General features: G+C 42.0%; 27 protein-coding genes and 2 pseudogenes. 2 read left to right on the forward strand and 27 right to left on the reverse strand.

Annotation, left to right across the window (positions count from 1 at the left end; genetic code table 11):
- The 17 genes and pseudogenes from RH949_RS19345 to pseB form a co-directional block, all read right to left on the reverse strand.
- Window positions 1-162 (reverse strand): annotated as a pseudogene (locus RH949_RS19345) (MraY family glycosyltransferase); the annotation flags it as partial.
- A gap of 36 nt (window positions 163-198) precedes the next feature.
- Window positions 199-1,098 (reverse strand): NAD-dependent epimerase/dehydratase family protein, encoded by a 900-nt coding sequence (locus RH949_RS19350; protein ID WP_446355397.1) that lies wholly within the window; start codon window positions 1,096-1,098, stop codon window positions 199-201.
- Window positions 1,091-2,203: a glycosyltransferase family 4 protein gene (locus RH949_RS19355; RefSeq protein WP_446355399.1), complete on the reverse strand. Its 1,113-nt coding sequence runs from the start codon at window positions 2,201-2,203 to the stop codon at window positions 1,091-1,093. The genes RH949_RS19350 and RH949_RS19355 overlap by 8 nt, the downstream gene beginning before the upstream one ends.
- A 93-nt stretch (window positions 2,204-2,296) precedes the next feature.
- Complete coding sequence (locus tag RH949_RS19360; protein WP_446355401.1) at window positions 2,297-3,088, reverse strand: class I SAM-dependent methyltransferase; 792 nt, start codon at window positions 3,086-3,088, stop codon at window positions 2,297-2,299.
- Between the two features lie 53 nt (window positions 3,089-3,141).
- Window positions 3,142-3,876, reverse strand: coding sequence for an FkbM family methyltransferase (locus RH949_RS19365; protein WP_446355403.1), 735 nt, complete (start codon window positions 3,874-3,876; stop codon window positions 3,142-3,144).
- Window positions 3,870-5,819, reverse strand: a complete 1,950-nt coding sequence (asnB, locus tag RH949_RS19370) for an asparagine synthase (glutamine-hydrolyzing) (protein WP_446355405.1) — start codon at window positions 5,817-5,819, stop codon at window positions 3,870-3,872. Before asnB ends, RH949_RS19365 begins: the two co-directional genes overlap by 7 nt.
- A 10-nt stretch (window positions 5,820-5,829) precedes the next feature.
- Window positions 5,830-6,060: a hypothetical protein gene (locus tag RH949_RS19375; protein WP_446355407.1), complete on the reverse strand. Its 231-nt coding sequence runs from the start codon at window positions 6,058-6,060 to the stop codon at window positions 5,830-5,832.
- Window positions 6,061-6,098: 38 nt separating this feature from the next.
- Window positions 6,099-7,181, reverse strand: coding sequence for a glycosyltransferase family 4 protein (locus RH949_RS19380; protein WP_446355409.1), 1,083 nt, complete (start codon window positions 7,179-7,181; stop codon window positions 6,099-6,101).
- Window positions 7,182-7,315: 134 nt separating this feature from the next.
- Window positions 7,316-8,587, reverse strand: a complete 1,272-nt coding sequence (locus RH949_RS19385) for an O-antigen ligase family protein (RefSeq protein ID WP_446355411.1) — start codon at window positions 8,585-8,587, stop codon at window positions 7,316-7,318.
- Between the two features lie 98 nt (window positions 8,588-8,685).
- Entirely contained in the window at window positions 8,686-10,119 is a 1,434-nt protein-coding gene (locus RH949_RS19390) for a DUF354 domain-containing protein (RefSeq protein ID WP_446355413.1), read from the reverse strand.
- On the reverse strand, window positions 10,116-11,345 hold the full coding sequence (locus tag RH949_RS19395; RefSeq protein WP_446355415.1) for a hypothetical protein: 1,230 nt from the start codon (window positions 11,343-11,345) through the stop codon (window positions 10,116-10,118). The genes RH949_RS19390 and RH949_RS19395 overlap by 4 nt, the downstream gene beginning before the upstream one ends.
- Window positions 11,346-11,419: 74 nt before the next feature.
- Window positions 11,420-12,469, reverse strand: coding sequence for a pseudaminic acid synthase (pseI, locus tag RH949_RS19400; protein WP_446355417.1), 1,050 nt, complete (start codon window positions 12,467-12,469; stop codon window positions 11,420-11,422).
- A gap of 94 nt (window positions 12,470-12,563) precedes the next feature.
- On the reverse strand, window positions 12,564-14,057 hold the full coding sequence (gene pseG / locus RH949_RS19405; protein WP_446355419.1) for a UDP-2,4-diacetamido-2,4,6-trideoxy-beta-L-altropyranose hydrolase: 1,494 nt from the start codon (window positions 14,055-14,057) through the stop codon (window positions 12,564-12,566).
- Window positions 14,054-14,716 (reverse strand): pseudaminic acid biosynthesis-associated methylase, encoded by a 663-nt coding sequence (locus RH949_RS19410; RefSeq protein WP_446355421.1) that lies wholly within the window; start codon window positions 14,714-14,716, stop codon window positions 14,054-14,056. The genes pseG and RH949_RS19410 overlap by 4 nt, the downstream gene beginning before the upstream one ends.
- 3 nt (window positions 14,717-14,719) lie before the next feature.
- Entirely contained in the window at window positions 14,720-15,457 is a 738-nt protein-coding gene (locus tag RH949_RS19415; protein WP_446355423.1) for a cytidylyltransferase domain-containing protein, read from the reverse strand.
- The gene (pseC, locus tag RH949_RS19420) at window positions 15,454-16,626 is read right to left on the reverse strand and encodes a UDP-4-amino-4,6-dideoxy-N-acetyl-beta-L-altrosamine transaminase (protein ID WP_446355624.1); all 1,173 of its coding nucleotides are present in this window, start codon (window positions 16,624-16,626) and stop codon (window positions 15,454-15,456) included. The genes RH949_RS19415 and pseC overlap by 4 nt, the downstream gene beginning before the upstream one ends.
- Complete coding sequence (pseB, locus tag RH949_RS19425) at window positions 16,623-17,612, reverse strand: UDP-N-acetylglucosamine 4,6-dehydratase (inverting) (RefSeq protein WP_446355425.1); 990 nt, start codon at window positions 17,610-17,612, stop codon at window positions 16,623-16,625. Before pseB ends, pseC begins: the two co-directional genes overlap by 4 nt.
- Between pseB and RH949_RS19430 the strand changes: the two genes are divergently transcribed.
- Window positions 17,604-17,804: a hypothetical protein gene (locus tag RH949_RS19430; RefSeq protein ID WP_446355427.1), complete on the forward strand. Its 201-nt coding sequence runs from the start codon at window positions 17,604-17,606 to the stop codon at window positions 17,802-17,804. The genes pseB and RH949_RS19430 overlap by 9 nt on opposite strands.
- Window positions 17,805-18,445: 641 nt before the next feature.
- On the opposite strand, the gene RH949_RS19435 is transcribed toward RH949_RS19430, so the two are convergent.
- The 10 genes and pseudogenes from RH949_RS19435 to RH949_RS19480 all read right to left on the reverse strand — a co-directional run bounded on the left by RH949_RS19435 (window position 18,446) and on the right by RH949_RS19480 (window position 24,411).
- Window positions 18,446-18,718 carry a UPF0175 family protein gene (locus RH949_RS19435; protein WP_446355429.1) on the reverse strand — a complete coding sequence of 91 codons (273 nt, stop codon included), beginning with the start codon at window positions 18,716-18,718 and terminating at the stop codon, window positions 18,446-18,448.
- Between the two features lie 905 nt (window positions 18,719-19,623).
- On the reverse strand, window positions 19,624-20,064 hold the full coding sequence (locus tag RH949_RS19440; protein WP_446355431.1) for a DUF29 family protein: 441 nt from the start codon (window positions 20,062-20,064) through the stop codon (window positions 19,624-19,626).
- Between the two features lie 8 nt (window positions 20,065-20,072).
- Window positions 20,073-20,765, reverse strand: coding sequence for a Uma2 family endonuclease (locus tag RH949_RS19445; protein WP_446355626.1), 693 nt, complete (start codon window positions 20,763-20,765; stop codon window positions 20,073-20,075).
- A gap of 48 nt (window positions 20,766-20,813) precedes the next feature.
- The gene (locus tag RH949_RS19450; RefSeq protein WP_446355433.1) at window positions 20,814-21,308 is read right to left on the reverse strand and encodes a DUF3368 domain-containing protein; all 495 of its coding nucleotides are present in this window, start codon (window positions 21,306-21,308) and stop codon (window positions 20,814-20,816) included.
- Between the two features lie 2 nt (window positions 21,309-21,310).
- Window positions 21,311-21,586, reverse strand: a complete 276-nt coding sequence (locus tag RH949_RS19455) for a UPF0175 family protein (protein ID WP_446355435.1) — start codon at window positions 21,584-21,586, stop codon at window positions 21,311-21,313.
- 101 nt (window positions 21,587-21,687) lie between these two features.
- Entirely contained in the window at window positions 21,688-22,131 is a 444-nt protein-coding gene (locus tag RH949_RS19460) for a DUF29 domain-containing protein (protein ID WP_446355437.1), read from the reverse strand.
- Window positions 22,132-22,511: 380 nt separating this feature from the next.
- The gene (locus tag RH949_RS19465; RefSeq protein ID WP_446355439.1) at window positions 22,512-23,303 is read right to left on the reverse strand and encodes a DUF4058 family protein; all 792 of its coding nucleotides are present in this window, start codon (window positions 23,301-23,303) and stop codon (window positions 22,512-22,514) included.
- A 153-nt stretch (window positions 23,304-23,456) separates the two neighbouring features.
- Window positions 23,457-23,594 (reverse strand): hypothetical protein, encoded by a 138-nt coding sequence (locus RH949_RS19470; protein WP_006104504.1) that lies wholly within the window; start codon window positions 23,592-23,594, stop codon window positions 23,457-23,459.
- A gap of 75 nt (window positions 23,595-23,669) precedes the next feature.
- A pseudogene (locus RH949_RS19475) lies at window positions 23,670-23,837 on the reverse strand (Uma2 family endonuclease); the annotation flags it as partial.
- A 73-nt stretch (window positions 23,838-23,910) separates the two neighbouring features.
- Window positions 23,911-24,411, reverse strand: coding sequence for a DUF29 domain-containing protein (locus RH949_RS19480; RefSeq protein ID WP_232231792.1), 501 nt, complete (start codon window positions 24,409-24,411; stop codon window positions 23,911-23,913).
- A 248-nt stretch (window positions 24,412-24,659) separates the two neighbouring features.
- On the opposite strand from RH949_RS19480, the gene RH949_RS19485 reads away from it, so the two are divergent.
- On the forward strand, window positions 24,660-25,514 hold the full coding sequence (locus RH949_RS19485; protein ID WP_446355441.1) for a hypothetical protein: 855 nt from the start codon (window positions 24,660-24,662) through the stop codon (window positions 25,512-25,514).
- Window positions 25,515-25,529 lie beyond the last annotated feature (15 nt).

A 25,529-nucleotide genomic window follows, 5' to 3' on the forward strand; every position in this document is an offset into this window, starting at 1 on the left:
AAACGCCAGGATGAAACCCAAGCCACCGCCACGGGGAGTCGGTTGGGTATGGGAACTGCGATCGTTGGGGATGTCTAGTAAGTGGTTGCTGAAGCGTCGTTTAATGATATTGGTCAGGAGGATACTCGCCAGTACACTGGCGGCCGCAAGAACAGTTAACATGCTTGTCTATTACACTTCTCACACACACATCTTTTACTATAGAACTCCTTTGCTGTGCATGAGTTCCACTTCTTGCTGTAAGCCAACCTCAAGCGATCGCGGAAAAAAGTCGAGGTCACGTTGAGCCGCATTGTGGGAATAGGCTTTGTCTTCTTGCAAGCGCAGAATTTGTTCCCGTCGCACTGGTGATTTAGTGCCAAGAACTTTCTCGGCGATTGTTGCTGACCAAACTCCAACACGTAGAGGGATGTAGATTGGACGCACAGGTTTGCCAAGCTGTTTTTCAACTATGGCTAGAAGTTCGCGAAATGTGACGATACTACCACCGGAAAGGTCGTAAGTTCCCTGGATAGTTGGGCGTTGTAGGACATGAAGGATAGCCTTGGCTAGGTCATCAGCATGAATCGGTTGAAGAAGGCATTGACCTGAACCAAACACGGGAAAGAAGCCATAGCGATCGCAAAATTTAATCAGCTTATGCAGGTTCTTGTCACGGTGAGAACCGTAAATCATGGTCGGACGCAGGAGACAGTACTGACCGGGATACTGAGTTAACTGCTCTTCTATAGCTTTATAATCCTTGGAATATTGGTTGTATTTTGAATAAATCCCAGTGGTGCCAATGATAATCAAACGAGGGTGCTGTCCAACTCCTTGGAAGCTATTGAGAATAATCGGAATATGTCGGATTGAGGCAATATGAATAATCGTCGCCGGAGAATATTTTTCCAGTAACTGTTCCCAGGTTTTAGTAGCAGCACTATCACCGATAAAAAAATTTAGGTTTAAATCTAGCGCTTCTATAGAGTCGCGATTACTAGTCGGTCGAACTAAACACAAAATTTGGCTATGAAAATCAGCTTTTACTAATTTATGGAGTAATAAACTACCAGTCAAACCTGTTACCCCTGTCAGTAGTAATGGTATGTTATTCACTAATTTTTTTCCTCTCAGTCAAAATCTTTTCATATACCTCAAAGGTTTTCTCATACATATGTTGAAATGTAAACTCTGACTCATATCGTTGGCGTCCCCTCTCACCCATTACTTGGCGTAGTCTAGGTTCTTTTATAAGCTTGGAGAGTCGCTCTCTCAGAATGTCAATATCTCCCCGTGGCACACAATACCCTGTCACGCCATCTACCACAGCTTCATTGACACCACCAACGTTAGAAGCAATTACTGGTAATCCTGCTCGCATTGCCTCAACTATGGAGCGTGGGAAACCTTCCCAATTGGATATGAGGGTAAAAATTTGGGCTTGAGCTAGAATTCCTGCAACATTGTCACAGTATCCTAAAAATTTAACGCGATCAGCAATTTTCATCTGCTCAACATTTTTTTTAACATCCTGTAACTTGGGTCCATCTCCTACCAGGAGTAACTGCACTCCTGACAAGCTAGGAAGTGCTTTAATCAAAGTCAAATGATCTTTTTGCCTATCGAATCGAGCAACCATCACAATTTTTACGGACTCAGACATAGAAAGACTTGCTCTTAACTTAGCTGAAATATCAGGCATTCCATTGTGAATGGTCAAGAGTCGGTGGGTATTCATTCCTACTTTAATTCCAATTTGCCTGTCATATTCGGATACGCAAATAATTTTGTCTGCCCAAGTCTCAACTTGTCGTTCTAGCCATTGATAAACAGTACGACTTGGTTCTGGTACTCCTTCTGTAAATGCCCATCCGTGGACTGTAAAAATACAAGGTTTATTTGTCAGCTTACTCACTAATCGACCCAGGAATCCGGCTTTGCTAGAATGGGTGCTAATGATATCGGGCTGAAATTCATGAATAATCTGCTTCAAATAAAAGACAGTTTTTCCATCTTCTATAAGATTAATTTTTTGTTGCAGAACTTGAACAGCTACTGACTTAATTCCCTTACGTTCTAGTTCCATTGTGTAGGAACCACTTGCTCCGGTGGCGACTACAACTTCGTGTCCTTTCTTGATTAATGATTTGGATAGATCTCTGACATGAATTTGAGCGCCGCCAATAGTATCAGCTCTAGTTATAAAGAATAGTATTTTCATTATTTTTTACGGCAAATCAATTAATATTTAGGTTGGTTTTAAAATAACAGAAAAACCCGATACACAAAGTTCTTCCTCACTTTTATGACGAAATTATTTAGCTAAGTTTGTCCTTAGTGTGGGTAACTTGCTCCAGCGATTCACTTCTACAACTTCAACCTCAAATCTTGCCTGCCGGAATAGCTCTAACATTTGAAAAAACTGGATTCGATTGGTATAAAAACCAGACTTAGCCATAAAGTTTGATTCCCAAATAGATTCAGAAAACCTAAGATTGTTTAATGCTCCCCCAAGATGATCTCTTAAATCTATTTCGTGAGAGCATACACCATCCTTACGAATCACTCGACGCAACTCTTTTAGAAGATCGAGAAATTCTGCACGTCTCACATGTTCAAGTACAGCATTCGACCAGATAAAATCGACAGATCCCTCAGGGAGAGTTTGCAAGGACGACAAACCTGTAGTTAAGTAATGAGCATTACAGTGAGCAAGAATCTCTTCTACGGATTGCACATTTGATAGTGTTGGAACTCGCAATCCCTTTTTGGAGAGAAAGGTTGCCATCGTTTTATAAAATTGGATATCTCTAATCGCATAATCTCCATTGTCAACTAGATAAGATACCGAACCCCCAAAAGCTTGGCTGAGTAGAGCTGAGAAGAGAGAATCTCCTGGTCCGAGTTCCAAGCTAATAAACCCTGGTTTAAGTCTGACCCGCTCAAGATGCCGTTTAAAAACTTCGTAGGCGTAGGTAGGCTGCTCCATTGATCCAAGTTGAATGAGAGACAGTTTTTTCCAGACTTTGTAATCAACTGGCAACTGAGACAGCACCACTTTAGCGGCAATTTTGCTCCACCAAGGCATAAATTTTTTCAGACTCATACTGCCAAATCCAATGAAATGTAATTGAGAAGCTAGATGCGATATTTGAGTAGCTATAGGGGTTTGAAGATAAAATTATGAATATAATCTCGGCTAAGTACATTATCTAGAAATGGCTCTTGATATTTTTCATAGATAAATTTAGATAGAGGAATAAATTGCTTTTTATAGATAAAGCTACCTTCATAGCCGAATTCAAGAATGTTTGAAAATACCTGATTTATCGGTTTATTATCTAAGTGTCGCTGTTCGATTTCAACAATAAGAACAGGCTTGTCTCGAAGGATTGTTTCTCTTGCACCTTCTAACACTTCACTTTCATGACCTTCGACATCAATCTTAATCAAGGAAACATTCTTAAATTGATAATCATCTAGGCGATGAACTAGCACTTCAATATCCTGGTTACCATCAAAATATTCTGATTTTTTAAAACTGGCAACAGAAGTTATAAGTCTGCCACGTATGAGTGGAATATGCAGTATTGTCGAACGATTGTAATTAGATAAAGCAACTGTGTGAATGTTGATATTAGGGGCAAAAGCTTTACTATAAGCGGCGATTCTTTCAGAACACCAAGGTTGGGGTTCAAAAGCTTCTACTACATCACATATTTTGGCAAGAGCGTAACTATAAATTCCATCATTCGCACCGATATCAATGGCACGACCACCGTTTTTTACGAGTTCAGGTAGATGTAAAATCTCGTCTTCAAGTACTCCTTTCATCTTGTAGTAATAGTACTTGACGGGAGGAAGTAACGCTTTTGGACATAAATGAATCAACATATTTTTTCTAACCAAGCTTGAAACATCAAAACATCCCACAAATAAGACTGCCAGTTGCGACTCCCGGATAAATGTTCTGCCCACTTCTGGCGAATTGGCTGGGGGTTGAAAAAACCTTCTTGCCGCAGTCGGTGTTCGTCGAGCAAAGATTCTGCCCAATCTCGTAGTTGACATCGCAACCAAGTATCGATTGGGACAGCAAAGCCCATCTTGGGTCGATCAATGAGGCTCGGTGGCACATACTGATGCAAGACTTGGCGAAGCAGCCACTTGCTTTGGCGATCACGAAGTTTCATTTCTAGAGGGATTTGCCAAGCCAATTCAACAACACGATGATCTAAAAACGGAACACGAGCTTCTAAGCTGACCCCCATACTAGCTCTGTCTACTTTGACTAAGATATCGTCGGGTAAATAGGTCATCGTGTCAAGGTACATCATCTGCTGGGTAAAATCTGGCAAGTTTGCCCAGTTTTGGCGATTAGTTAGAGTTGTCGTCGGTTCTGATGCCCCAAGCACTAAGGCGGTTGGCTCTTTCCAGTGAGACACTAAATTGGTATACATCGCTTCCGGATTTTCCACAGCTAAAACCTCTGCTAACTTGTGCAGTTTATCTCCAGGGTTCTTTTGCTGGAGGGAGGTGGGTAGGAAACGAGCAAGGTTAGTAAAACTTTTGTTCCAGGCTTCAGGCGATCGCGCTATCAATGTTTGAGCTGCTGCTTTTTTCAGACTGTAAGGCATCCAGCCAAACTGCTGCCAAATCTTATGCCCCCAAAAGTAACGATTATAACCACCGAAAAGTTCGTCGCCGCCGTCTCCGGAAAGGCTGACGGTAACGTGCTGTTTGGCTAGTTGAGCAACCAAGAAGGTGGGAATCTGAGAAGAATCAGCAAAGGGTTCGTCGTAGAGTGTGGGCAGTTTAGGAATGACAGTAATCGCTTCTTTAGAAGTGACATAGAGTTCAGTATGGTCAGTTCCCAAATGCTGGGCAACGGCTTTGGCGTCTTGTGCTTCGTTGTAGCTGTCTTCTATGAAACCAATGGAAAATGTTTTGATAGGTTGGCTACTTTGAGCTTGCATAAGTGCTACAACGGTCGAAGAATCAACACCACCAGAGAGGAATGCTCCAAGTGGTACATCGGCAACCATACGTAAGCTGATGGCATTCTGTAGTAGAGCATCCAGTTTGGCGATCGCGTCTGTTTCTGAACCTGTGAAGGGGTCAGTAATGCCAGCTTCTGCCACTGACTTAACCGACCAGTAAGATAGGGGTTCAGCCATAGATGCAGCATTTTGAACTGTCAGTAACGATGCTGGTGGGAGTTTGTAGACACCTTTGTAAATCGAGTAAGGGGCTGGGATATAGTTATGTCGCAGATAAAGGGCAAGGGCATCGCGGTTGATTTCTGGGGTGAAATCTGGATAACTTCTGAGTGCCTTTAATTCTGAGGCAAATAGGAAGGTTTTTCCCACCCATGTGTAGTAGAGCGGTTTTTCTCCCAAGCGATCGCGTCCTAAATGTAACTTCTGCTCTTGCCGATCCCAAAGGGCAAAAGCAAACATTCCATTAAAGCTTTGAACGGCTTTAATTACTTGCCACTCGCTGAAAGCGGCAAGCATCACTTCTGTATCGGAATGACCGCGAAACTTGTATCCCAGTTGCTCTAACTGTCGGCGTAATTCGAGAAAATTGTAAATTTCGCCATTAAATATGATTACGTAACGGCCATCGGCAGATATCATGGGCTGATGACCATCGGGGGAAAGATCTAATATAGCCAGTCGCCGATGTCCCAGAGCAATTCCTGCTTCTGAATTTATCCATGTACCACTATCATTTGGACCGCGATGCAACAGGGTGTTTGACATGTGCCTGACGAGTCGCTCTAGGTCATCTGTCACCAATTGCTTGGACTGATTCCAAAAACCTGTAATACCACACATCTGCTATTTTTTATATCCTAGTTGCACACCAGCAAGGAGAATGGTTGCTAAATGTAATGTTTTCCAATCCGGCGTTTTCCATACCAACAGATGATTGTGACAGTTTATACCAGGGGAAACTATCAAAGTATAAATTGAAAATTTCTAGCTGTTCTTTTTCAGATAGTTCAGATTGATTGAAGTTCGGCCACTCCTTGCCGAATACCTCAACAACTTCAGTGTCGATATTACTTGGCTTCATAATAACCTCCTCATCAGTTTGCTTGATTTACTAAATATTTATAATTCATTCAATTGAGCGAGTAACTTTCCTACAATAGTATCCCAAGAAAATTTTTGTTTCACATACTCTCTAGCTGCTAGTGCCTGATTGACGGACAAGTCAGAACTCTCTAAACTAGATTTTAGTACCCTAGCAATACTTACTGGATTTTCCGGATCGAAATAGCTTGCCCAAGAACCCGCAATTTCCCTAAAAACAGGTAGATTGGAACATACTACTGGAGTGCCTGTAGCTAAAGCTTCTACCACAGGCATACCAAATCCTTCTCTGAGGGAAGGACTAACAAAAATACGGCTACAAGAATATAGGTTTGCTAGTTCACTTTCTGATACTGGTTCAAGAAAATCCACACGATCTTGGAGTTCGAGTTTTCCGATCAAGCTTTCTACTTTAGTTCGATATCCTAAGTCTTTCCCAAGTAAAGCAAGTTTTATAGGAGTACCAATCATAGGTAAAGCTTTAATTAAATTCATGTGATTTTTCCTTCTAATAAATGTAGCAACATAAAGCACGTCATAGTTTTTTATGTAAGATGATTTATCGATCACTTTAGATTGCAAAATAACGTTGGAAATCCCACAGTAGCTCACAATAATGTTTTTAGAATTAAGGTTGCAAAAATCAACAATTTCTTTTTTTGATGTTTCACTTATTGTTAATACATAACCAGAATTTCTCATTTTAGATATTTGCTGGATAAATCCTATATGACGCAGCCATGATTCTCGAGAAGTATAAATATGTGGCACAAACTGTACATGAATATGCTTAGATAATCCAGTAAAAGGGACTGGAAAAAAATCATTGATCACAATTGAACGAGGTAAATTCCAAAGGATATGGTTTAGTTTTTTACTAACATTTAATCTACCCAAAAATCCAGAATTATTGTTGTAGCTAACCTCAATACATGAATCTTTTGCGATCCAATCAGGACGGTTCCCTTTAGGGACTATTAACAATAGTTTAGCAAGATTTTTATTATATACTCTTGACCATACTTCATCAAATATTTTTTTTGTAGCTGTGATTGAATTGTTCCTGTAATACATAGATAAAATTACAATTTTATTTTCCATTTTTTCCACCTAAACCTTTATTGTTAGGGAGCATCCCGTTTTGGACAAAGCATTACCTCAAGTAACGCAATTGCAAGGGTTTCAGCCCCATTCAAAGAGCCAACTTGCCAAATTGGGATGCTCCCTATTGTTAACTATATTATTGGTTTGCATTTTAATTTATTCTCTTTTTTTCGACGTCTAATCAAAACATCAGTCATAGCTAGCGAAAACCATAACATAGGCATCCAATAGTTAGAAATAAATAAATAGTGAAGACAGATAGAAATAAGAGATATCAAAACTAACTGGGCTTCTATAGTTTTAATATAAATCAGTTTAACTATTTTTTTATAAATAAATTTCATAAAGAATAGTAAACCCAAAAAACCTGATGCAATTAATATTTCGCTATAAAATGAGATAAAGCTTGGTTTATCCAAAACAATTCCAGAATACTCCCATCCTTCTGAATAAATTTGGGAAGCTGTTCCCCAGCCAATGCCCCAAGGAGCCGCTAGGAATAAGTTAAACATTTTGAAATAAACTTCAGTTCTTATTCGAGCGGTACTAGCTGTTTGTTGCATTGGGTCAAAAAGAAAAAATTCTAATCTTCTCCCCACCACCTGATGGAAATACAAACGTCCTGCTTCAAAGCTTAGAACAACCATAATAGCCAAACATAGGAATAATAAGATATATAGAAACCACTTTTGCTTAATATTAATTAAACAGACTATAATTATAGCCATGAGGAAAGACGCGACTCCTGCTCCACTACCTAAAAGGAGAAATGAAGGGAGAGCTACCATAGCGTAGTATGCTATCGCTAAAAAGGGTAAATTTTTTAAATAGATAAACGACATCGGTAGAGCTAATTCGTAGAACATAGACATAAAGCCAGCCTCTTCAGCTAAACCGCGAGGTCTGATAAACGTTCCAAAAATTAGTGCATCTGGTGCATCTGGGGGAAAGGAGTAGGGTATAATCGAAGGAACATGGATATTGAAATAGTTAGAAGCTATAAACTCAAAAATCACAAACCCTGATACTATGAATAGGGAAAAAACAAATGCACGACTCAAGCCTTGAAAAGAATCCAGACACTGAAGTAACACTCTCACTACAAAATAAAAGAAGAAAATAGACACAGAAATTGCTGCTAAGTGATTGATGTTTTTTTGCCCAAGATACTGCCAGGAAAAAATCATAGTACCTACACCTAATGCAATTATAACGAAAATATCGATGTCATCCCTAAGCCAAAATATCTTACTGTCTATAAATTTCCCAAATAAAATTAAAAATATTGATGAAATAAATAATAAGGGCAGGGGAAGCAAAGGACTGACGGCAAAGGCACTCAAAAAAGGAATTAAAATGATATAAATCTGAATTAATCTTTGCCAAAGAATTTTTTCTCGCATTTTAAAACTCCCTACAGCACTTTTACTTTGGATTTAAATCCATCTTGCTCCATACCAATATAGATGTGAGAATTTCGCCTATAAATTTTGTATCCTATCTAGTCACAATAAGTTTCTAGAAATTTTGAAATACCTTCTGTAACATTCTTGATGTTCTCCTCTAAGAGACAATCAGGATTTGTGATAGAATCACCTATTTCACCTGGAAATGACTGCGCTATTATTTGGGCTAGGAATTCTATTTGTTGTTCTCCATTAGACTCTTCAGGGATGTTGGTAATATTACTCAGTACTTTAGCTAAAGGTGTTTCATAAGGGTTCATGCCATTGACAGTTAGTAAGGAACCAAAGAACATAGGAACTATGGATATTGCTGGTCTACCGAGTAAAGCAGCTTCGTATAAGGCTGTACCTGACACTGAAATTACTAGGTCAGCGTCAGAAATCAATTGAAAAGTATCAGCACTTGGTTCAATCAAGTCAACTCCTGGAATAGACTTTATCTTATTATAATCAGCTAGAGACCGAGCGCCAATGGCAACCGCATGTTCCTTTACATATAAACGGTGAGTAACAGGTAGTCCTCTCGCTAAAGTTTTAATAAGCTCAATTTGATTAGAAAAGTAACTGCCGAAAACATCAATTGATGCTTCAGGCTGTAGATGGAGTGGATATAAAATAAACGGACGTTTACTGGCTATGTTTTGGGGTTTGACAAAAGGACGAGTGACTTTGATTACTTGAGAGTTCATCACTCTACGCAAACCAAACCTAATTAACTCCGGTAAAGATGGTCTACTCTCATCAAAAACATATTGATGGTTAAATTGTACTCGATCCCCTACATATCTGAGCCGCTTTTTTGTCCTCTCCAAGTCAATTTTCAGCGGATTTAAGCTTTTTTTTAACAGTCTATAATAGCTGGGTTTAGGCTTCTCATTAATGTAACGGGCATAAAATGATCTAGCTTCTTGGTAGTCTTCACTATTGGCATTTCTTACTCTAGCGATTTTCGATTGGACAAAGCTGGGGAAAAAAGCAAAGCGTCCATTGGGAATTCTTACTGGATCGATCGAAAAATTGAGTAATTTTAGTTTTTGCGAAATCTGATAAGTCAATAATTCTATCGCTAATGAACGTTCTGAGAAAATGATATCAATTTGATGAGAAATCAAAAAAATTTCAATCGGGTTGTGAATAACCGCTAAATATTTAAGACTATATTCAGGGGGCTTTTTGGATAATAAGCGATCCATTAAAACAATATTATGAGTAAGGAGTCCACTACATTGTTCCAACTGTGCCAATGCCTGTACATTTTCTTTATTTAAAGGTTGACCTTTAGTCCACTCCTCTCCATGTACTGTGATGTCGAGAATTTTCTCTGATTCTGTTCCCTGTGCAATCAACCAGTTTCCCCATCGTTTACTAGGTGTAATCCAGTAAACTTGATGTCCATTTTTTTCCAAACCCTGAACTAGAGCATGAAAAAATACGGTCTTAAATGAGTTGGCAATAAAGACGATTTTCATATAATTCTTGTTTTATAATCTGCTAATAGCTTTATGTTACCGATGGTAAGCATTGCGAGCAGAGTAGCACCCGCAGCACCTATCTGACCAAATTTGGGAACTAGAATTATGTTTGCTAATAATGATACCACTAAACCTGTCAAATTGCTTGAAATAATTGCCCAATCAAGTCTCCTTGCGTACAATGAGTAGTGCGGAATTCCCGTTAGGACTGTTACCATAACAGATAAAAGCAAGATCCAATAAACAGGTAAATAAGTGGCATAGACTGCTTTTTGGGTTAAACTGATGACTGGATAAATCAGCAAAGCTGCACTAAGAGATAAGAGTAAACTAGCTCCTAATACTGCTTTCGTAAACTTTTTCTTTAGTTGTTTATAGTCTTGCCAACGTTTTTGCTGGTAGGCAGCTACAACTTTAGGATATAATATCATTGTTATGCCAGTGTCTATGAAAATTTGCAAAACGAAAGCTATGCTGGCGTAGAAAGTATATATTCCTACATATTCTTCTCCCCAGTAATGTTGTAATGCGTAGCGGTCAATCGTCATAATTCCTCGGAGAGCAAGAGTTCCTACTAGTAGAGGTAGAGAAACCCTTATTCCTGTTTTGATCCAGATCCAGTCAATTGGAGTTTTGAAAGCTTTTGTCCAATTCAGGCTTTGCCAATGATAAAGAGTAAAAATTAGGCTGGTTATATTACCAAGTGACCAGAGAAAAAATAAAGTTCTCAAGTTTCCTTGAGCTGGAATATTAGTTATGAGCAGAATAAATATATAAGTCCATAAGCCACCCCTAAAAAAATGAGCAACCACGGCAACTAAAGGTTTTGATAGAACTACCAAAATTCGATGGCTTTCCTGACAAAGGTGTTCTAATATTAGTAATAAATAAAACCAGAAAAAGTATTGCCAAGGTAAAAACCCTAACAAGAAAACAGAAATAACTAGGGGAGAAACTAAAAAATAGGCGATGGTGTGAAAAACAAATTGATCTCGAATTAATACAGTCCAATCGCTTGGGTTATGAGCTAAAATTTCGCGAGTGTTGAAACTATAAAAATCTATACCAACCAAGTATAAAAAAAATCCAATTGTAGCTGTTGTTAAACCATATAAACCAAGTTCATAAGTTGTAAATGATCGAGCTAAATATAATATTAGTATAAACTTACTAAGTAGCGTCAATCCCCGAATTGCACTACTTGACAAAGCAGATTTAAACATTAACTTTTTTCCACTATAAGTTAAGCACAATTGTTATTTTAGCGGAACATTTATCGTGAATTTTTCCTATTACTTTAAAATAACTCCCAACTCACTGGGGTTCCTTTTTTCACGTTACGCTGGATCGCCTTACCTAAAATTTCAGTGTAGTACTTAGGAGCCAAACCAAAACCAGGACGTACTATTCTAAGGTTATTTGGAGTAAACACATCTCCGATTTTCATATCTTGGGATATATAGAGCGATCGCCTAAATTTCAATGACTCCTTTTCAGCTACTGTCGAACCATACTGTATCCTCCCTAGTGATTGCCAAGCTCTTTCAGACTCTATCACGAGTTGCTGCATTTCTTCCGGTTCCATTGAAAACGCTGAATCTACACCTCCATCAGCTCGACTGAGGGTAAAATGCTTTTCAATCACTGTAGCACCCAAAGCAACGCTCGCAACGGCGACACCAATTCCCATGGTGTGGTCAGATAAACCCACTTGTACACAAAACAGTTCCCGCAAATGGGGAATTGTCAGCAAATTTGTATCCTCTGGCGTGGCTGGATAGGTGCTAGTGCATTTTAGCAGCACTAAGTTTTTACACCCAGCCTCCCTTGCTGTCCGGACTGTCTCATCTAACTCTGCTATCGTTGCCATGCCAGTAGAAATTATCATAGGCTTGCCCGTACTGGCAACCTTCCGAATCAGGGGTAGATCCGTATTTTCAAAGGAGGCTATCTTATAACAAGGTACGTCTAGGGATTCGAGGAAATCGACGGCTGTAGCATCAAAGGGAGTACTCAAGCCAATGATTCCTAGTTCCCGACAACAGTCAAAAATCGGTTTGTGCCATGCCCAAGGAGTGTAAGCCTGCTGGTATAGCTGATAGAGAGAGTTACCGTGCCATAGACTGTTAGGATCATCAATATAAAACTCGCCCTCATTGATGTCCAAGGTCATTGTATCAGCCGTGTAGGTCTGGAGTTTGAGAGCATGCACTCCAGCCTTGGCTGCTGCTTCAACAATTTCTAGAGAGCGATCTAAAGAGTGATTGTGATTGCTGGACATTTCAGCAATCACAAAAGGAGGATGATCAATGCTTATCTTTCTATCAAATATATTGAGTTCCTGCATTCTTTCTCAGATAATTCAATGATACTCATTATCAAGTGTGACATTGACCTAGCTTATAATACTAAACTAAAAAGCATTTGTTAATTTTATTTTTTTATTTAAATTTAACATAATATAGAGCTAGATTACCCATTGCAGTTTTATTGCCAAGCTTGTTAAAACGTGCTTTTTCAAAGGCTTTGATTGAAGTTTCATTGTTGGGCTTAATCAAGGCATATACCGATGGTATTGATGTATGGCGAAAAAGCTCCTTAACTGCTATATCTATGATACGGCTACCATAGCCTGATCCACGTTTCTCTTTATCTAGACTAATACTAATCTCTGCCTCATTTCCATTCCGCCTCTCGAAACGTACTTGCCCTATTGCTCTGTCTTCGTAATCGAAAACAATAAAAATATAACAGTTCGAGTCATGGAGCTTATTCGCAAACCATTGTAGATGTTGTTCCCAAGGTATGGGATCTGAGGAAAACGAAGCAGATCTTACTTCTGGATCGTTTGCCCACTCCCACAGCAATTTACAATCCTCTTGGCGTATTGGTCTTAATCGCAGGGGTTGGTCTTGCAAATGCATCAATACTCTCGCAGTTCCTTCACCATCTATTAATTCCCGTCCATGTCTAGCCATTTCTGCTCGAATTCCAGATGAAACTAATAATTGCTTCATCGCCTGGGCTATTTCAGCCACAGAAACATACTCATGCCATCCTAAATTGACAGCTACTCCCATATCACCCAATTTTTCAGCGATCGCTCGTTGGTTATCGGCTAGAACTAGAACTAGGCTAGGCAAACCCATAAAAGCCAGTTCCCAGGTCGTAGAGCCGCCTGCGCTAATGGCTACATCAGCCCAAGCAATCAACTCAGGCATATTTGTTACGTTCCTCTCTAAGGATATAGGAAACGGTGACGCATCCACAGCCGCTTGCAACTTCTCGTAGTGAGGATTACTCCCTCCCACCACCACAACTGCTTCTAGGTCTGGCACGTCCACTCGCTGTAATCCCTGAATCACTTTGAGAGTAACATTGTCAGGGTCACTACCGCCTAATGTTACCAGAACTTTCCGAGCCACTGGCAAAATTTTTCGCGTCCATTCTTGCCACTGGCAAAACTCCCCTCGTAAAAGGGCATAGCGCGTACCTAACAATAACTGAGTATCAGGCGCTCGGTTCGGGTACAAACCTTCATGGGCGTAGATATTCTGATTCAAGACAAGATCAGCCCAATAGAGCTGTGCATGTCCGTAATCGTCAATAAACAGTAGGCGTAATCCGCAGTTTTTGATTATTCGCTGGTACTCAGCACCGAAGTGATAGCCATCTACCACAACCCAGGTTGCTCCCAATTGCCGTGCTAGATTCGCTGTTTTTATAGCATCTTCAGCACTTCCTGGCTCAACTGACAGGTGGACAACATTCATCCCCTCCGACACCAACCGATCCTCAATTGGCGTGGCTTGAGTAGCGATCGCGAAAATAGCTCGCCCACCAATATTCTGCCAAGCTTGAGCTAGAGCCATGCAACGCATCAGATGACCCGTGCCTATCTTAATCGAAGCGTCTACCCGAACTAGCAAATTCATGTACGATCAGTCTTCTCTAGTAAAAACCAATTTATATCATCCTGGGGAAATTGATTATCGCGATGATAGATGAATCCGTAATCTACAAGTTGTAAATTATTAAAACGCTCCAGCATCTCGCCAGCAAAATCACGCTTAAACAATTTGTCTTGATAACCACGATAGTTTACTTCTACAGGAGTTGGACTGTAATATTCAGCTAGGCAGATATAGCGACAGCTAGTTTTGTAAAGCAAATCATAGGCTTTAGACAATTTGTCTGGATTAACATGAATCAAAAATCCCTTACTTAAAACAAAATCCCGTCTATAATCTGGTATAAATTCTAAAGCTGATTGATGATAAACCTTGATTTGTTCAAGTTTATTAAGTTCATCGATGGCTTTTTCATTGATTTCTATCGCTGATAGTTCTACTTCAGGAATTAGCTGTTTAATCGCCAACAAATTAATACCTATGTTTGCGCCAAACTCAATAACTGAGTCAACTCTATTGGTACGAGCAATTATTTTTCCTAATAAAACTATATTGTTGGCTAAATAAGTTTTTTCTTGATTTCTGGTGATGTATTCATCACCAAATTTTCCCGCCCAGAATTTTTCCTGTTCAGTCTGAAAGCCTTCAATACTTATTCTTGTTTTATTTTTGTTATTCTTCATTGGCTATTTTTTCTGTTTGACATGGGCATTTATTTTGAGCAATTCAGGTCTCTCATCTAGCAATTCCAGCACAGTATCGGTCGTAAAAATATCACCTTCTCCGTACAAACAAGTGTATATTTCTTCAATTAGCTGCCAATCCTCTTGAGTATCTAACGTCCAGCGGTAGGCTGATAAATCTTCATCGGCTGTTTGATTATGTAAAGCAAATAATTCAGGATGTTCGTGGATGTAAGGTGTGACATGTTCACGTTCGTAGGCGAGATGAGCTTCCTGAAAAGCCCGCTCTAAGGCTGCAAACGTAAAAACCTCAGCATCTAAACCACGGGGGTAGCTTCGATTTAAGGTATTACTCAGATAGTCTATAGTCAGCCCCTGAGCAGATTCAAATTTGAAATAATCCAACATTTGTGTCAGCACCCCTGAGTCAAAGAGGGGACAATCCGAAGTAACCCTCACAACTACATCAGCGTTATATTCCTTAGCAGCTAAATAGTAGCGCTCTAATACATCCTCTTCACTGCCCCGAAACCACTTTGCCCCATAGTTTTCCGTTTCTGCAACAATCACATCGTCGGCTGGGGAAGTCGTGGTTGCCACAACCACCTCATCGACTAAGGGACAAGCTTGAACTCGCTGGATCACGTATGCCAAAACCGTCTTCCCACATAGCAGTTTCATCACCTTTCCTGGTAAGCGAGTAGAACCCATACGCGCTTGAATAATGGCAACTATTTTCATGGCAATCGCAAAATATCTTGCAGTTTGGTCACGACTCGGTCTTGCTCTTCCACCGTTAAACCATAATAAAGAGGCAAGCTAATTGCTTTCTGGTAATAGCATTCCGCTTGCGGAAAATCCCCCCAGGCAAAGCCTAATTGCTGATAATAAGGATGTGTATGAACTGGAATATAGTGTAGATTTACACCAATGCCTACTTGACGAAGTTCCTCAAATACCTGCCCGTGAGTTTTACTGATTTTATCTAGCTTTAACCGAACCACATACAGATGCCAGCTTGAATCGGTATCTGGATGTTGCCATGGCAGTATTAATGGCAAATCTTGAAGCAACTGATTGTAACGATTAGCCAGAAAGCGACGACGTTCGACAAACTCATCTAACCGCTGTAACTGACTCGCCCCCAGTGCTGCTTGAATATCGGTCATTCGATAGTTAAACCCTAATTCTAACTGCTGATAATACCAAGAACCGTGCGACTCTCCTTTCATCAAGTTAGAATTGCGGGTAATACCATGAGTCCGCAGTCGAATCAGCTTTTCATACAAATCTTTTCGATTCGTTATTATCATACCGCCCTCACCTGTGGTAACAATCTTGACTGGATGAAAGCTAAATACTGTCATATCCGAAAACTGACACGAACCAATGGGTTGTTCTTGATAACGTCCTCCGATTCCATGAGCTGCATCCTCGATAATTTTAAACCCATAACGCTGTGACAGTTCAGCCATCCTCGCCATCTCACAAGATTGTCCGGCAAAATGAACGGGTACTATCACCTTTGGTAGGCATCCCTGCTGATCTGCCCAAGCCAGTTTACCCTCTAATTCATCCACACTCAAGTTATAAGTGCGCGGGTCAATATCCACAAAATCAACATCAGCGCCGCAGTACAAGCCACAGTTAGCAGATGCCACAAACGTATTTGGTGAAGTCCAAAGACTATCCCCTTTGCCCAAACCCACGGCTAAACAAGCGATATGCAAGGCTGCTGTAGCACTGGAAACAGCAACAGCATATTTCGCGCCACAGTAGTTAGCCACAGCCTGCTCAAACCGCTCTATTGCTGGACCCTGAGTGATCCAGTCCGATTTCAAGACTACCACAACCGCATCAATATCCGACTGATTGATATCCTGTCGCCCGTAAGGAATCCACTGATTCATTGTTTGAGTATGTCCAATAGCTGATTCGTTGTGAGCCATTCCGTATTTGTGTCAGATCTATACTCAAACTCATCCGGAACCAGCCATCCCTTTTCCCCCAAACTGTTACAAGTAAAATCAAAGTCTTGTACAAATCCTGTTGAAGGCATAACGACATAATGATCGGCAAACTCCAACGTCAAGGACGCCGTTTCAGATGGACACATCACTTCATGTAGTTTTTCCCCGGGTCGAATCCCAATAATCTTCATCGGCATTCCGGGTGCTAGTGCTTCAGCCAAGTCAGTAATTTTCATCGAAGGAATCTTGGGGACAAATATTTCTCCGCCTTGCATTCGTTCAAAACTTTTGAGAACAAGATCCACACCTTGCTGAAGTGTAATCCAAAAACGAGTCATTCGGGGATCAGTAATGGGTAATTCCGTTGCTCCTTCCTGAATCAGTTTTTGGAAGAATGGTACAACAGAACCCCTCGAACCCACTACATTGCCATAACGTACTACCGAAAATCGCGTTCTCAGCGAACCAACAATGTTATTAGCCGCGACAAATAACTTATCCGCTGCTAGCTTAGTTGCCCCATAGAGATTAATCGGATTCACGGCTTTGTCCGTTGATAAAGCAATCACCTTCTCAACTTCCTGTTCTAAGGCAACGTCTATCACATTATTCGCCCCGTGAATGTTAGTCTTAATACATTCCATCGGATTGAACTCAGCGATAGGAATATGCTTGAGAGCAGCAGCATGAATTACATAATCCACACCCCGCATCGCTAGGTGTAGACGGTCGCGATCGCGTACATCACCGATAAAATAGCGCATTACAGGTGAGTTAAATTCTTGCGCCATTTCATATTGTTTTAACTCATCTCGCGAATATACAATAATTTTCTGGGGATTAAATCTTTCTAATAGACTTTGAACACATTTTTTCCCAAAAGAACCCGTACCACCTGTAATTAAAATTGTCTTATTGTGAAACATTACTTTTTCAATTTCAATCCAGAGTTAAACTCAAAACTGCTGACCAGTCACAAAACGGTAAAACTGTTGGAGAATCATTACGACAAAATCAACGAGATTGAGGTCAAATCCAACTATAACACCCAAACCCAGCAGATTGACATCACCGTGCGATCGCCCGATACCCGTTTTATCGCTCAAGCCACCTCCTAAGTCTCTAACCTGCTCCAGCAGCAGTTTCCAGCCCCATTAGGTCACGCGATCGCGAATAGTCTATTCCGCATCGAGCTGGAAATCAACCAGCCGCAACCGGTTCTCCAACAGTTAGACCAACCAATTGCTCAAGTTCGCCACTCCAATAGCATCGATCCTCAACGGATTAGAACCGCTCCCTAGTACAAATAGTAGTATAGGACGAGATCGCCAGTTTTTCTCCAGCCAGTAGGGGAGGAACGGGCAACCCGACAAATTGAGGGGAACGGAGTTTTCATTAGTGCAAGGGGGTCGCCCCTACCTGACCCCAGGTGTTTTGGCTCATCCCTAACGGGTGCGATCGCGTCCGGGGGAAACTCCTATCTGACCAAATTTCATCCTTGTTCGTTTCCCCTTGCCCATACTACGGGCAAATCCATTAATTTTCTTGAGGAACCCGAATCTTTTGTTAACCCGGAATCAATGGTAACTTGGTGGGTTACGGCGGATTTATTATTGAATGGTTCATTTCCTCAATTTAATACCGCCTAACCCACCCTACGGGTCTGGGGAAATATGTATCTTTTTGTAAACAGAACACAACAGTTGCAATTGCCCAATTTGGGCTAAAGCGATTAGGGGACTAGCATTAGAAACCACAATCATTGTTCAGTTGTATTCAATAGGGTTTCTAGGAGATTTACCTCAGCCACTAAATCCTCTGGAGTTTGATTAAAATAAGGAACCTTATATCGGCTCAAAAGCTGAATAAAATCCCATTTAGAGACCCCTGACAATTCTCCACCTTTACCTGAATAAATCCTCCCTTTTTGAAATAAATCAATGGCAATCAATTCTCGGATACGCTTTTCTAAGTCAGTTTCCGAGACATCAAGTACCCCAAGTAAATCATGGGGTAAATTTAAACGAACCATTAATTCGTCCATGTTTAAATCTTGATTATTTGCGCTCAAATTTTAATCGACGGTGGCAACATAAATCTACACTACCAGTTTCTCCACCTAATCGCCACAGATTGTAACAGCTGACGCTCTAGACAATTGTGCCACAAATGCCTGATGCTCTGGAGAACCCAATCTCTCCTGTAGCACAGTCAGAACTCGCGACATCTCTCCCTGCAACAGTGCCTGTATATCCAAATTCCGCTTTTTTAAGATCAGACATGACCCCATTAAAATGATAACTTGGTGGGTTACGGCGGATTTATTATTGAACGGTTCATTGCCTAAATTTAATGCCGCCTAACCCACCCTACGGGTCACGGTTGATCGGGGTCTATAGGACGGCACATTTTTCCATGATATAGAACAATGGCTCTCATTCTTGTAGTGCGTTAAGCGAAGCCATGCCGCAGGCTTTGCATCTTGCTCGCTACCCAATCTTGCTCGCTACCCAATCTTGCTCGCTACCCAATCTTGCTCGCTACCCAATCTTGCTCGCTACCCAATCTTGCTCGCTACCCAATCTTGCTCGCTACCCAATCCCAATTTAAATGTGCGATCGCGTGGGGGAGGCTCCAATCAAATAAATCCGGCTAGTTCTTTGATTTTAATCTGGAATCAATGATAACTTGGTGGGTTACGGCGGATATATCCTTGAACGGTTTATTTCCTCAATTTAATACCGCCTAACCCATCCTACGGGTCATGCTTGATTTGGTTTTATAGGACGGCACATTTTTCCACTCTATAAAATTACCTAAAAATTGACGCCCCAACCCATTCTGGCACGGCTGCAAAAACTTCAAGCCGTTATTGAATTGTAATGCCTAAGTCGGGTTTAAGATTTTCAAGGGTAAATTAACTGTAGGGCATACAACCTAATTTGATGTACCTGAGTTAGGTAAAATGAGGGTCATGGCGCTATCAATAATCCTGTTGCGGTCAATCATGTTCCCTAAGGTTTCTGGAGCATAAAGTCCTTCAGCGACTTCAAGAGATGCGCCATTGAGGGCTTGTTCATAGGCTTCTTCTAGGGCGAGGCGCAATTCCTCCGGTTTAAGATAATAACCGCCTGCTTTGCGTCGTTTATTTTTGCTCTGTATCTCTAGGGCTGAATTCCGAATAGAGACATCCCAAGAGCGGGTGGTGCGGTTTTCAGCTTGTTGTTTGATTAAATGGAGAAGTAGAATTTTGGCGTAGCTGCGAATATTATTGATTTTGTCGTCTCTGCTCATTTCCTCCAATTCTTCAACAATGACCAATGCCCCAGAAATATCACCTTTGAGGAGTAAACCTTTCAACTCTAGTAGTTCTTCCATTGGCTTGCCTAATCTAGATTTGATGGATTAACCTTACGCCTGGAAACCTTAGGGACGCAAAGGATGGTGTCCGATTTAATACTTAGAACTCGCGACATCTCTCCCCGCAAAAGTGCCTGCACATCCAACCGTAACCCTGGCAAAAAGGGACTACTCAACATCCCCAACGAATCCGCTTGCTGCTGTCGATACTCCCCCTGCTCCAAAATGTACCAGCGAAACTCTCTACCCTGCACCAACCACACTAAATACTCTCGCACCCCATTGCGCCGATAAGCCCGTAACTTATCATGGAGATCATAAGACGCACTACTGGCGGCAATTTCAACAATTAGCTCTGGCGCTCCTTCAACATAATCATCCTCACTAATTCGCGATCGCCTCCCACTCTCTTCATCTAGCCGCAGCAACGCATCCGGCTGCGGTTCATTATCTAAATCCAGGCGTACCGTCGCATTATCAGCTACCTCAACCCCTGGTGTAGCCGCCGCATAAACTTCCAGCCAAGTAATAATTTTGCCATGGGGTTTGCCATGTCGGTTGTAGCGTAGAGGTGATGGCACGTAAACGACTCCTTCAATTAACTCCGCTTTTTTAAGATCACTCATCAGATTATAGCGCCGCTCAAACTCAGCACGACTCAAGCGATCGCCATTCTCTAAAGTAGGAATTAATTGTTGGTCAAGACTAGCCGGATTCATTTTCCCTCCCGTAAGCGTCACACCTTCAGGATATCTTGGTCGCACCAATCAATCCTCTTCTCCAGCCAGTCGTTTAGCCACTTCTATGACTTGATCCGAAAGCCAATATCCCCGCTCTCTCATATCTGTCAAAAGCACTCCCACGTTCTCAATTGCTCCTTTTTCTTTCAGGCGTAGTAAAACTCCTATCGATCCTGTCGTGGTCAAACCCAGTTGTTGTGCTACCCGTCTGCCCGCACGATCATCTAACACTAACACAATGTCTTCTGTAAAGGTTGCCGCCAGAGCGATCGCTAGTTTCTCCCCTTCATCCAAACCAGCAATGGCTATTTCGACAGCTCGGTCAATCTCCCTTACCTCTGTTACCCGAATAAAATCAGTAAGAGCTTGCTCAATCTGCTCCGATTCGGCTCCAAATTTCGCCAATAATTCTCGGTAAACGGTAGGGGGAATAAATACTTCTGGAGCCAGATCTTTGAGTAAAACCAATTTTCCAATTTTGGCTAAGGCAATAATCGGACCTGTATTGACAACAAGTTTCATAGTTAGCTGGCGTTCCTAAGCCGTTCTAAATCCTGTTCCAGTTCTAATTCAAGCTCTTCTGGTGGATAATTAAAAACACTGACTCGATATCGGCTGCAAGTCTCAAAAAAATCGAGTCTTGACATTCCCGCTAACTCAGCCGCTTTTCCCGCCGAAACCTTTCCCAGTTCAAACATTTTCAGGGCAGCCATTAAACGGATATGCTGCTCCATCTCATCCTTAGTCATTTGCACAGCATTTTCAAATCCGGCTGGGTATTTGATTTTTAGCTCTTCCATTTTCGTGTTCGTTCCCCTCTTTCCTCGACTATCTATTTGGATTTCCACAATCAGCGGGCGACTCCTATTTCTCCTCCCCATTATCACAGTATTTACGAAAACTAACGACAATCCGGCAGAAACTCTTGAGCCAAAATCTCTTCTATCTCAAAAGGACAGGATAAGGGAAATGTCGTCTCAGGAAGACCCGTTTCTCTACAGGCATCTCGCACAGCTTTCGGATACACCCTTGCCAATCCCTGCTCCAACTCGCTTCTTAAACTAGGACTATCTAGCAATAGGGTTTCAATTTCATCACGCTGATGATCAATCGTCACTAGCCAAGTTTTGCTTTGTTTGTCGGGTTGATATTGCCACTTGAGCAGGTGCATGACTAAAACCTGTAAGCGGCTGCGAAGTTGACGGAGGTCACACTTGCCCATACTTTCTAACTCTTCAGCAATATGCTCCACATCAATTTCGGACAAACAGCCTCGCCGCAGTAATTTTACATTTTTACGAATCCAAGCATAGAAGTCCAGATCGTATTCAGCCTCTAGATTCATCGTTCTCATGCTCCAATCAATATAAATCTATTTTCTAGCCGTCGTCTAATCGGCACAATTCAAATTATCGATCAGGCTGTATAAAATACTATTTTAGCTGGTATAAATCCGGCTGGGTATTTGATTTCCCTCTGGAATCAATGATAATTTGGTGGGTGACGGCGGATTTATTATTGAACGGTTCATTTGCTAAATTTAATACCGCCTAACCCACCCTACGGGTCACGGTTGATTGGGGTCTATAGGACGGTACATTTTCCCATGATATAGATAGAATAATGGCTCTCAGCCTTGTAGTGCGAGCATCTTGCTCGCTACCCAATCTTGCTCGCTACCCATTCCCAATTTAAATACGTGACAGCTTACACTCTTGTTGACAATTATCGCCATCCCCTCTCTTGCAACAGGGTAGCTGCCCAAGCGGCGTCATCCGCCTTGAGAGGGGGTACAGGTTCACTCCCATAATCCACGGCTAAGTCAAAGCTGGCTCTGTCATAGACTTGGGTGAATAACTCCTGTAAATCCACAATGGGTTCCACATCGTTTGACGTTAAAGGTAGTGGAAAAACTGGAATTTTCTCACGAACCCCAAACCTATACAACTGAGCTAGAGGTCGTTTGTCGCTACGACTGATTAAGATATTATAATCACCAGGCGGTCTTTCTCCCAAAATCAGCATCGGCTTTCCCCCCCTAAGCAAATCAATTTCGACTAAATGAGTAAAACTGCCTAAAACCTCCAGGCGCTTGCGAGAATAAGCTTGACGTCCCACACCCGCACGCTTATTGTTCGGGGACAGGATTTCTATAGCTGTCACCACCGCCCCCGTTCCAATTTCTCGAATTTCTAAATAACTCTCCCTGACTTCTTCCGGCATCGGTATTCTAACCGTTACAGGTTCATTTTGAGTTAATACGATCGCCGTTGATGAAGTTGTTGATGAATTCTGATTTGGGGTTGAACGTCTAGACACAACAGCCACATCGGGAAGCCCGACTAACGCGGCGTCTGACAGATCAGTGTAGGTTCGTTTTTCGACAGCGACTCGGTATTTAGGGCGCAGTTGCGGACCCAAAAAATCGGCTAGGTTCACGATTAACCGACTATGAACCTCCGCCCATAATTCGGAATGTTCTAAATAAGGGTCCATACCCGGAAAGGGAGAAGGCATCTGAATTACCTCAACGTAGTGGCGTGGCACACTTAAAATGGTGAATTAGAATTGTAGGGGCGCACGGCGTGCGCCCAATTTAACCGTCAAATCTATTCCACAATTTTAGCTGTGTCAGTCCACTACAGGTCACGCTTGATTTGGGCATACAACCTAATTTGATGTACCTGAGTTAGGTAAAATGAGGGTCATGGCGCTATCAATAATCCTGCTGCGGTCAATCATGTTCCCTAAGGTTTCTGGAGCATAAAGTCCTTCAGCGACTTCGAGAGATGCTTCCTTTAAAGGCATACCTTTTCCTTTTTTGTCTAGTGCGATCGCGTCCGGGGGAGGTTAGGCGGCTGAAAAATCGCGCCAAGCCGCCCAGTGAGACATGTAGCGTAGAGGCGATGGCACGTAAACGACTCCTTCGATTAATTCCGCTTTTTTCAGATCAGGCATCAGATTATAGCGTCGCTCAAATTCAGCACGACTCAAGCGATCGCCATTCTCTAAAGCCGGAATCAATTGTTGGTCAAGACTAGCCGAATTCATGATTCCTCCAGTAAGCGTCACCTTTAGGGTTTCTTGGTCACCAACCAATCCTTTTCACGAAGTAGGGCTAGGTTCATGAACCTTCTATCTCCATCTGAGAATTCGGCCAAAAGTCTTCGCACATCACCTGCTCGAAGGAAAACGGACAAACGTCAGGAAACTGTTCATCGGGTAAATCCGTTTCCGCGATCGCCAAATCCCTGGCTTCAAGCCAACTTTCCTCCATCGCTTCATCTAAGCGGGATTTCAACCCTGGATTACGCCGTAGCAGCTTGGCAATCGCCGTTCTTTGCACCCGAATCGTCGCTCGCCAACTGTTCGTTTGTTTCCAATATTGAACTTGCCACTTCAACAAGTGAGCGATCAACTGAATCAATCGAGATTCTAGTTGATCGTAGTGACGATTCCCCAAGTCTTCTAACTCCTCAACCAGATGACCCAAATCCAACTGCTCAAACCTACCCTGACGGAGTAAATTCGCTTGATTGAATGCCCAACTATAAAAATCCCGTTCATAAAGGGCTTCTCCTGCCATTTTATCCTCCCTATTATCACAGTAGTTAAGAAAACTCATCCCCTCTCCCCTGGTGGGAGAGGGGCTGGGGGAGAAGGGGTTTCACCTTAAGTTGACACCACCATTTTAGCTGGATCACACCAGTAGAACCCATATCCCTACCCGATCAACAATGACACCAGGGTTGCTGATTTTCCCTTGCCAGTCTAGAAAAGTTGATTGATATCAGCTATTGAATTCACTCTCATGACGCTACAGCTCGACGCTGTATGCTAATGGTAATCATGCTCGCTCGGTGTAGGAGGACTATGGAATTGACGCAAAATACAGAACTGAGAACGATTGAGGATGAAGATGAAATTTCCTTACTGGATATTATTCAATTTTTCCGCCGCAACTGGACGTTTATGGCATGGGGAACACTGGGACTCTCAGCCGTCGCGATCGCGCTCTCCCTGCTGATGCCCAAACAATACCAGAAACAGCTCACCCTGTCAGTCACCCCGGTTCCCATTTCCGTAGCAGGTATTCCTGGTGTTGATATCCAGCAAGCCAGTAACAAAACGGTGAAACTGTTAGAGAATTATTACGACAAAATTGATGAAACTGATGTCAAGCCCACTTATAACACCGAAACCCAGCAGATCGACATCACCATGCGATCGCCCGATACGGGTTTCTTGGCTGAAGCGGGTTCTCAAGTCTCTACCCTGCTCCAGCAGGAGTTTCAAGATACATTAGGTAAAGCGATCGCCAATAGTCTCTTCAGCACCGAGCTGGAAATCACCAAACAGCAACAAGTTCTCGAACAGCTCGAACAACAAATTGCTCAAGTTCGTGACTCCAATGGTATTGATCCCGAACGGATTAGAACGACTCTCAGGCTGGAGGCGCTAGAGACACAACGGGCAGAAGTTGTGGCTCGCATTGCTAGCCTAGAATTTGACAAACAGTATCTCGAACCTGCCCAAGAGAATCTAGCAGAGTTTACAGCTCAAGTTATTTCGATCCAACTCTTAAGCGAATCCAAAGTTGAACCAACACGCTCCCTAGTACAAATCGCCGTACTGGCTGCGATCGCTAGTTTCATGGTTGCCATCCTGGCTGCGATTATCCGCGATCAAGCCAGACGCCTCAAGGATGAGTTATCCCAGAAAAAGTAGCTACGCTTAGGGAAC

It is taken from the genome of Coleofasciculus sp. A1-SPW-01 (assembly GCF_040217205.1).
Lineage (GTDB): Bacteria > Cyanobacteriota > Cyanobacteriia > Cyanobacteriales > Coleofasciculaceae > Coleofasciculus > Coleofasciculus chthonoplastes_A.

Bases quoted from the DNA above. Each gene is read 5' to 3' on its own strand.
- RH949_RS19380 (WP_446355409.1), bottom strand. From the start codon at position 7,181: ATGGAAAATAAAATTGTAATTTTATCTATGTATTACAGGAACAATTCA.
- RH949_RS19445 (WP_446355626.1), bottom strand. From the start codon at position 20,765: ATGAATCCGGCTAGTCTTGACCAACAATTAATTCCTACTTTAGAGAAT.
- RH949_RS19415 (WP_446355423.1), bottom strand. From the start codon at position 15,457: ATGAAAATAGTTGCCATTATTCAAGCGCGTATGGGTTCTACTCGCTTA.
- pseG (WP_446355419.1), bottom strand. From the start codon at position 14,057: ATGAATTTGCTAGTTCGGGTAGACGCTTCGATTAAGATAGGCACGGGT.
- RH949_RS19440 (WP_446355431.1), bottom strand. From the start codon at position 20,064: ATGGAAGAACTACTAGAGTTGAAAGGTTTACTCCTCAAAGGTGATATT.
- RH949_RS19435 (WP_446355429.1), bottom strand. From the start codon at position 18,718: ATGGTTCGTTTAAATTTACCCCATGATTTACTTGGGGTACTTGATGTC.
- pseI (WP_446355417.1), bottom strand. From the start codon at position 12,469: ATGCAGGAACTCAATATATTTGATAGAAAGATAAGCATTGATCATCCT.
- RH949_RS19360 (WP_446355401.1), bottom strand. From the start codon at position 3,088: ATGAGTCTGAAAAAATTTATGCCTTGGTGGAGCAAAATTGCCGCTAAA.
- RH949_RS19450 (WP_446355433.1), bottom strand. From the start codon at position 21,308: ATGAAACTTGTTGTCAATACAGGTCCGATTATTGCCTTAGCCAAAATT.
- RH949_RS19385 (WP_446355411.1), bottom strand. From the start codon at position 8,587: ATGCGAGAAAAAATTCTTTGGCAAAGATTAATTCAGATTTATATCATT.
- RH949_RS19465 (WP_446355439.1), bottom strand. From the start codon at position 23,303: ATGCCTTCTCCCTTTCCGGGTATGGACCCTTATTTAGAACATTCCGAA.
- RH949_RS19355 (WP_446355399.1), bottom strand. From the start codon at position 2,203: ATGAAAATACTATTCTTTATAACTAGAGCTGATACTATTGGCGGCGCT.
- RH949_RS19480 (WP_232231792.1), bottom strand. From the start codon at position 24,411: ATGAGTTTTCTTAACTACTGTGATAATAGGGAGGATAAAATGGCAGGA.
- pseC (WP_446355624.1), bottom strand. From the start codon at position 16,626: ATGAATCAGTGGATTCCTTACGGGCGACAGGATATCAATCAGTCGGAT.
- pseB (WP_446355425.1), bottom strand. From the start codon at position 17,612: ATGTTTCACAATAAGACAATTTTAATTACAGGTGGTACGGGTTCTTTT.
- RH949_RS19390 (WP_446355413.1), bottom strand. From the start codon at position 10,119: ATGAAAATCGTCTTTATTGCCAACTCATTTAAGACCGTATTTTTTCAT.
- RH949_RS19470 (WP_006104504.1), bottom strand. From the start codon at position 23,594: ATGCCTTTAAAGGAAGCATCTCTCGAAGTCGCTGAAGGACTTTATGCT.
- RH949_RS19410 (WP_446355421.1), bottom strand. From the start codon at position 14,716: ATGAAGAATAACAAAAATAAAACAAGAATAAGTATTGAAGGCTTTCAG.
- RH949_RS19395 (WP_446355415.1), bottom strand. From the start codon at position 11,345: ATGTTTAAATCTGCTTTGTCAAGTAGTGCAATTCGGGGATTGACGCTA.
- RH949_RS19365 (WP_446355403.1), bottom strand. From the start codon at position 3,876: ATGTTGATTCATTTATGTCCAAAAGCGTTACTTCCTCCCGTCAAGTAC.
- RH949_RS19460 (WP_446355437.1), bottom strand. From the start codon at position 22,131: ATGAATCTAGAGGCTGAATACGATCTGGACTTCTATGCTTGGATTCGT.
- asnB (WP_446355405.1), bottom strand. From the start codon at position 5,819: ATGTGTGGTATTACAGGTTTTTGGAATCAGTCCAAGCAATTGGTGACA.
- RH949_RS19455 (WP_446355435.1), bottom strand. From the start codon at position 21,586: ATGGAAGAGCTAAAAATCAAATACCCAGCCGGATTTGAAAATGCTGTG.
- RH949_RS19375 (WP_446355407.1), bottom strand. From the start codon at position 6,060: ATGAAGCCAAGTAATATCGACACTGAAGTTGTTGAGGTATTCGGCAAG.
- RH949_RS19485 (WP_446355441.1), top strand. From the start codon at position 24,660: ATGGAATTGACGCAAAATACAGAACTGAGAACGATTGAGGATGAAGAT.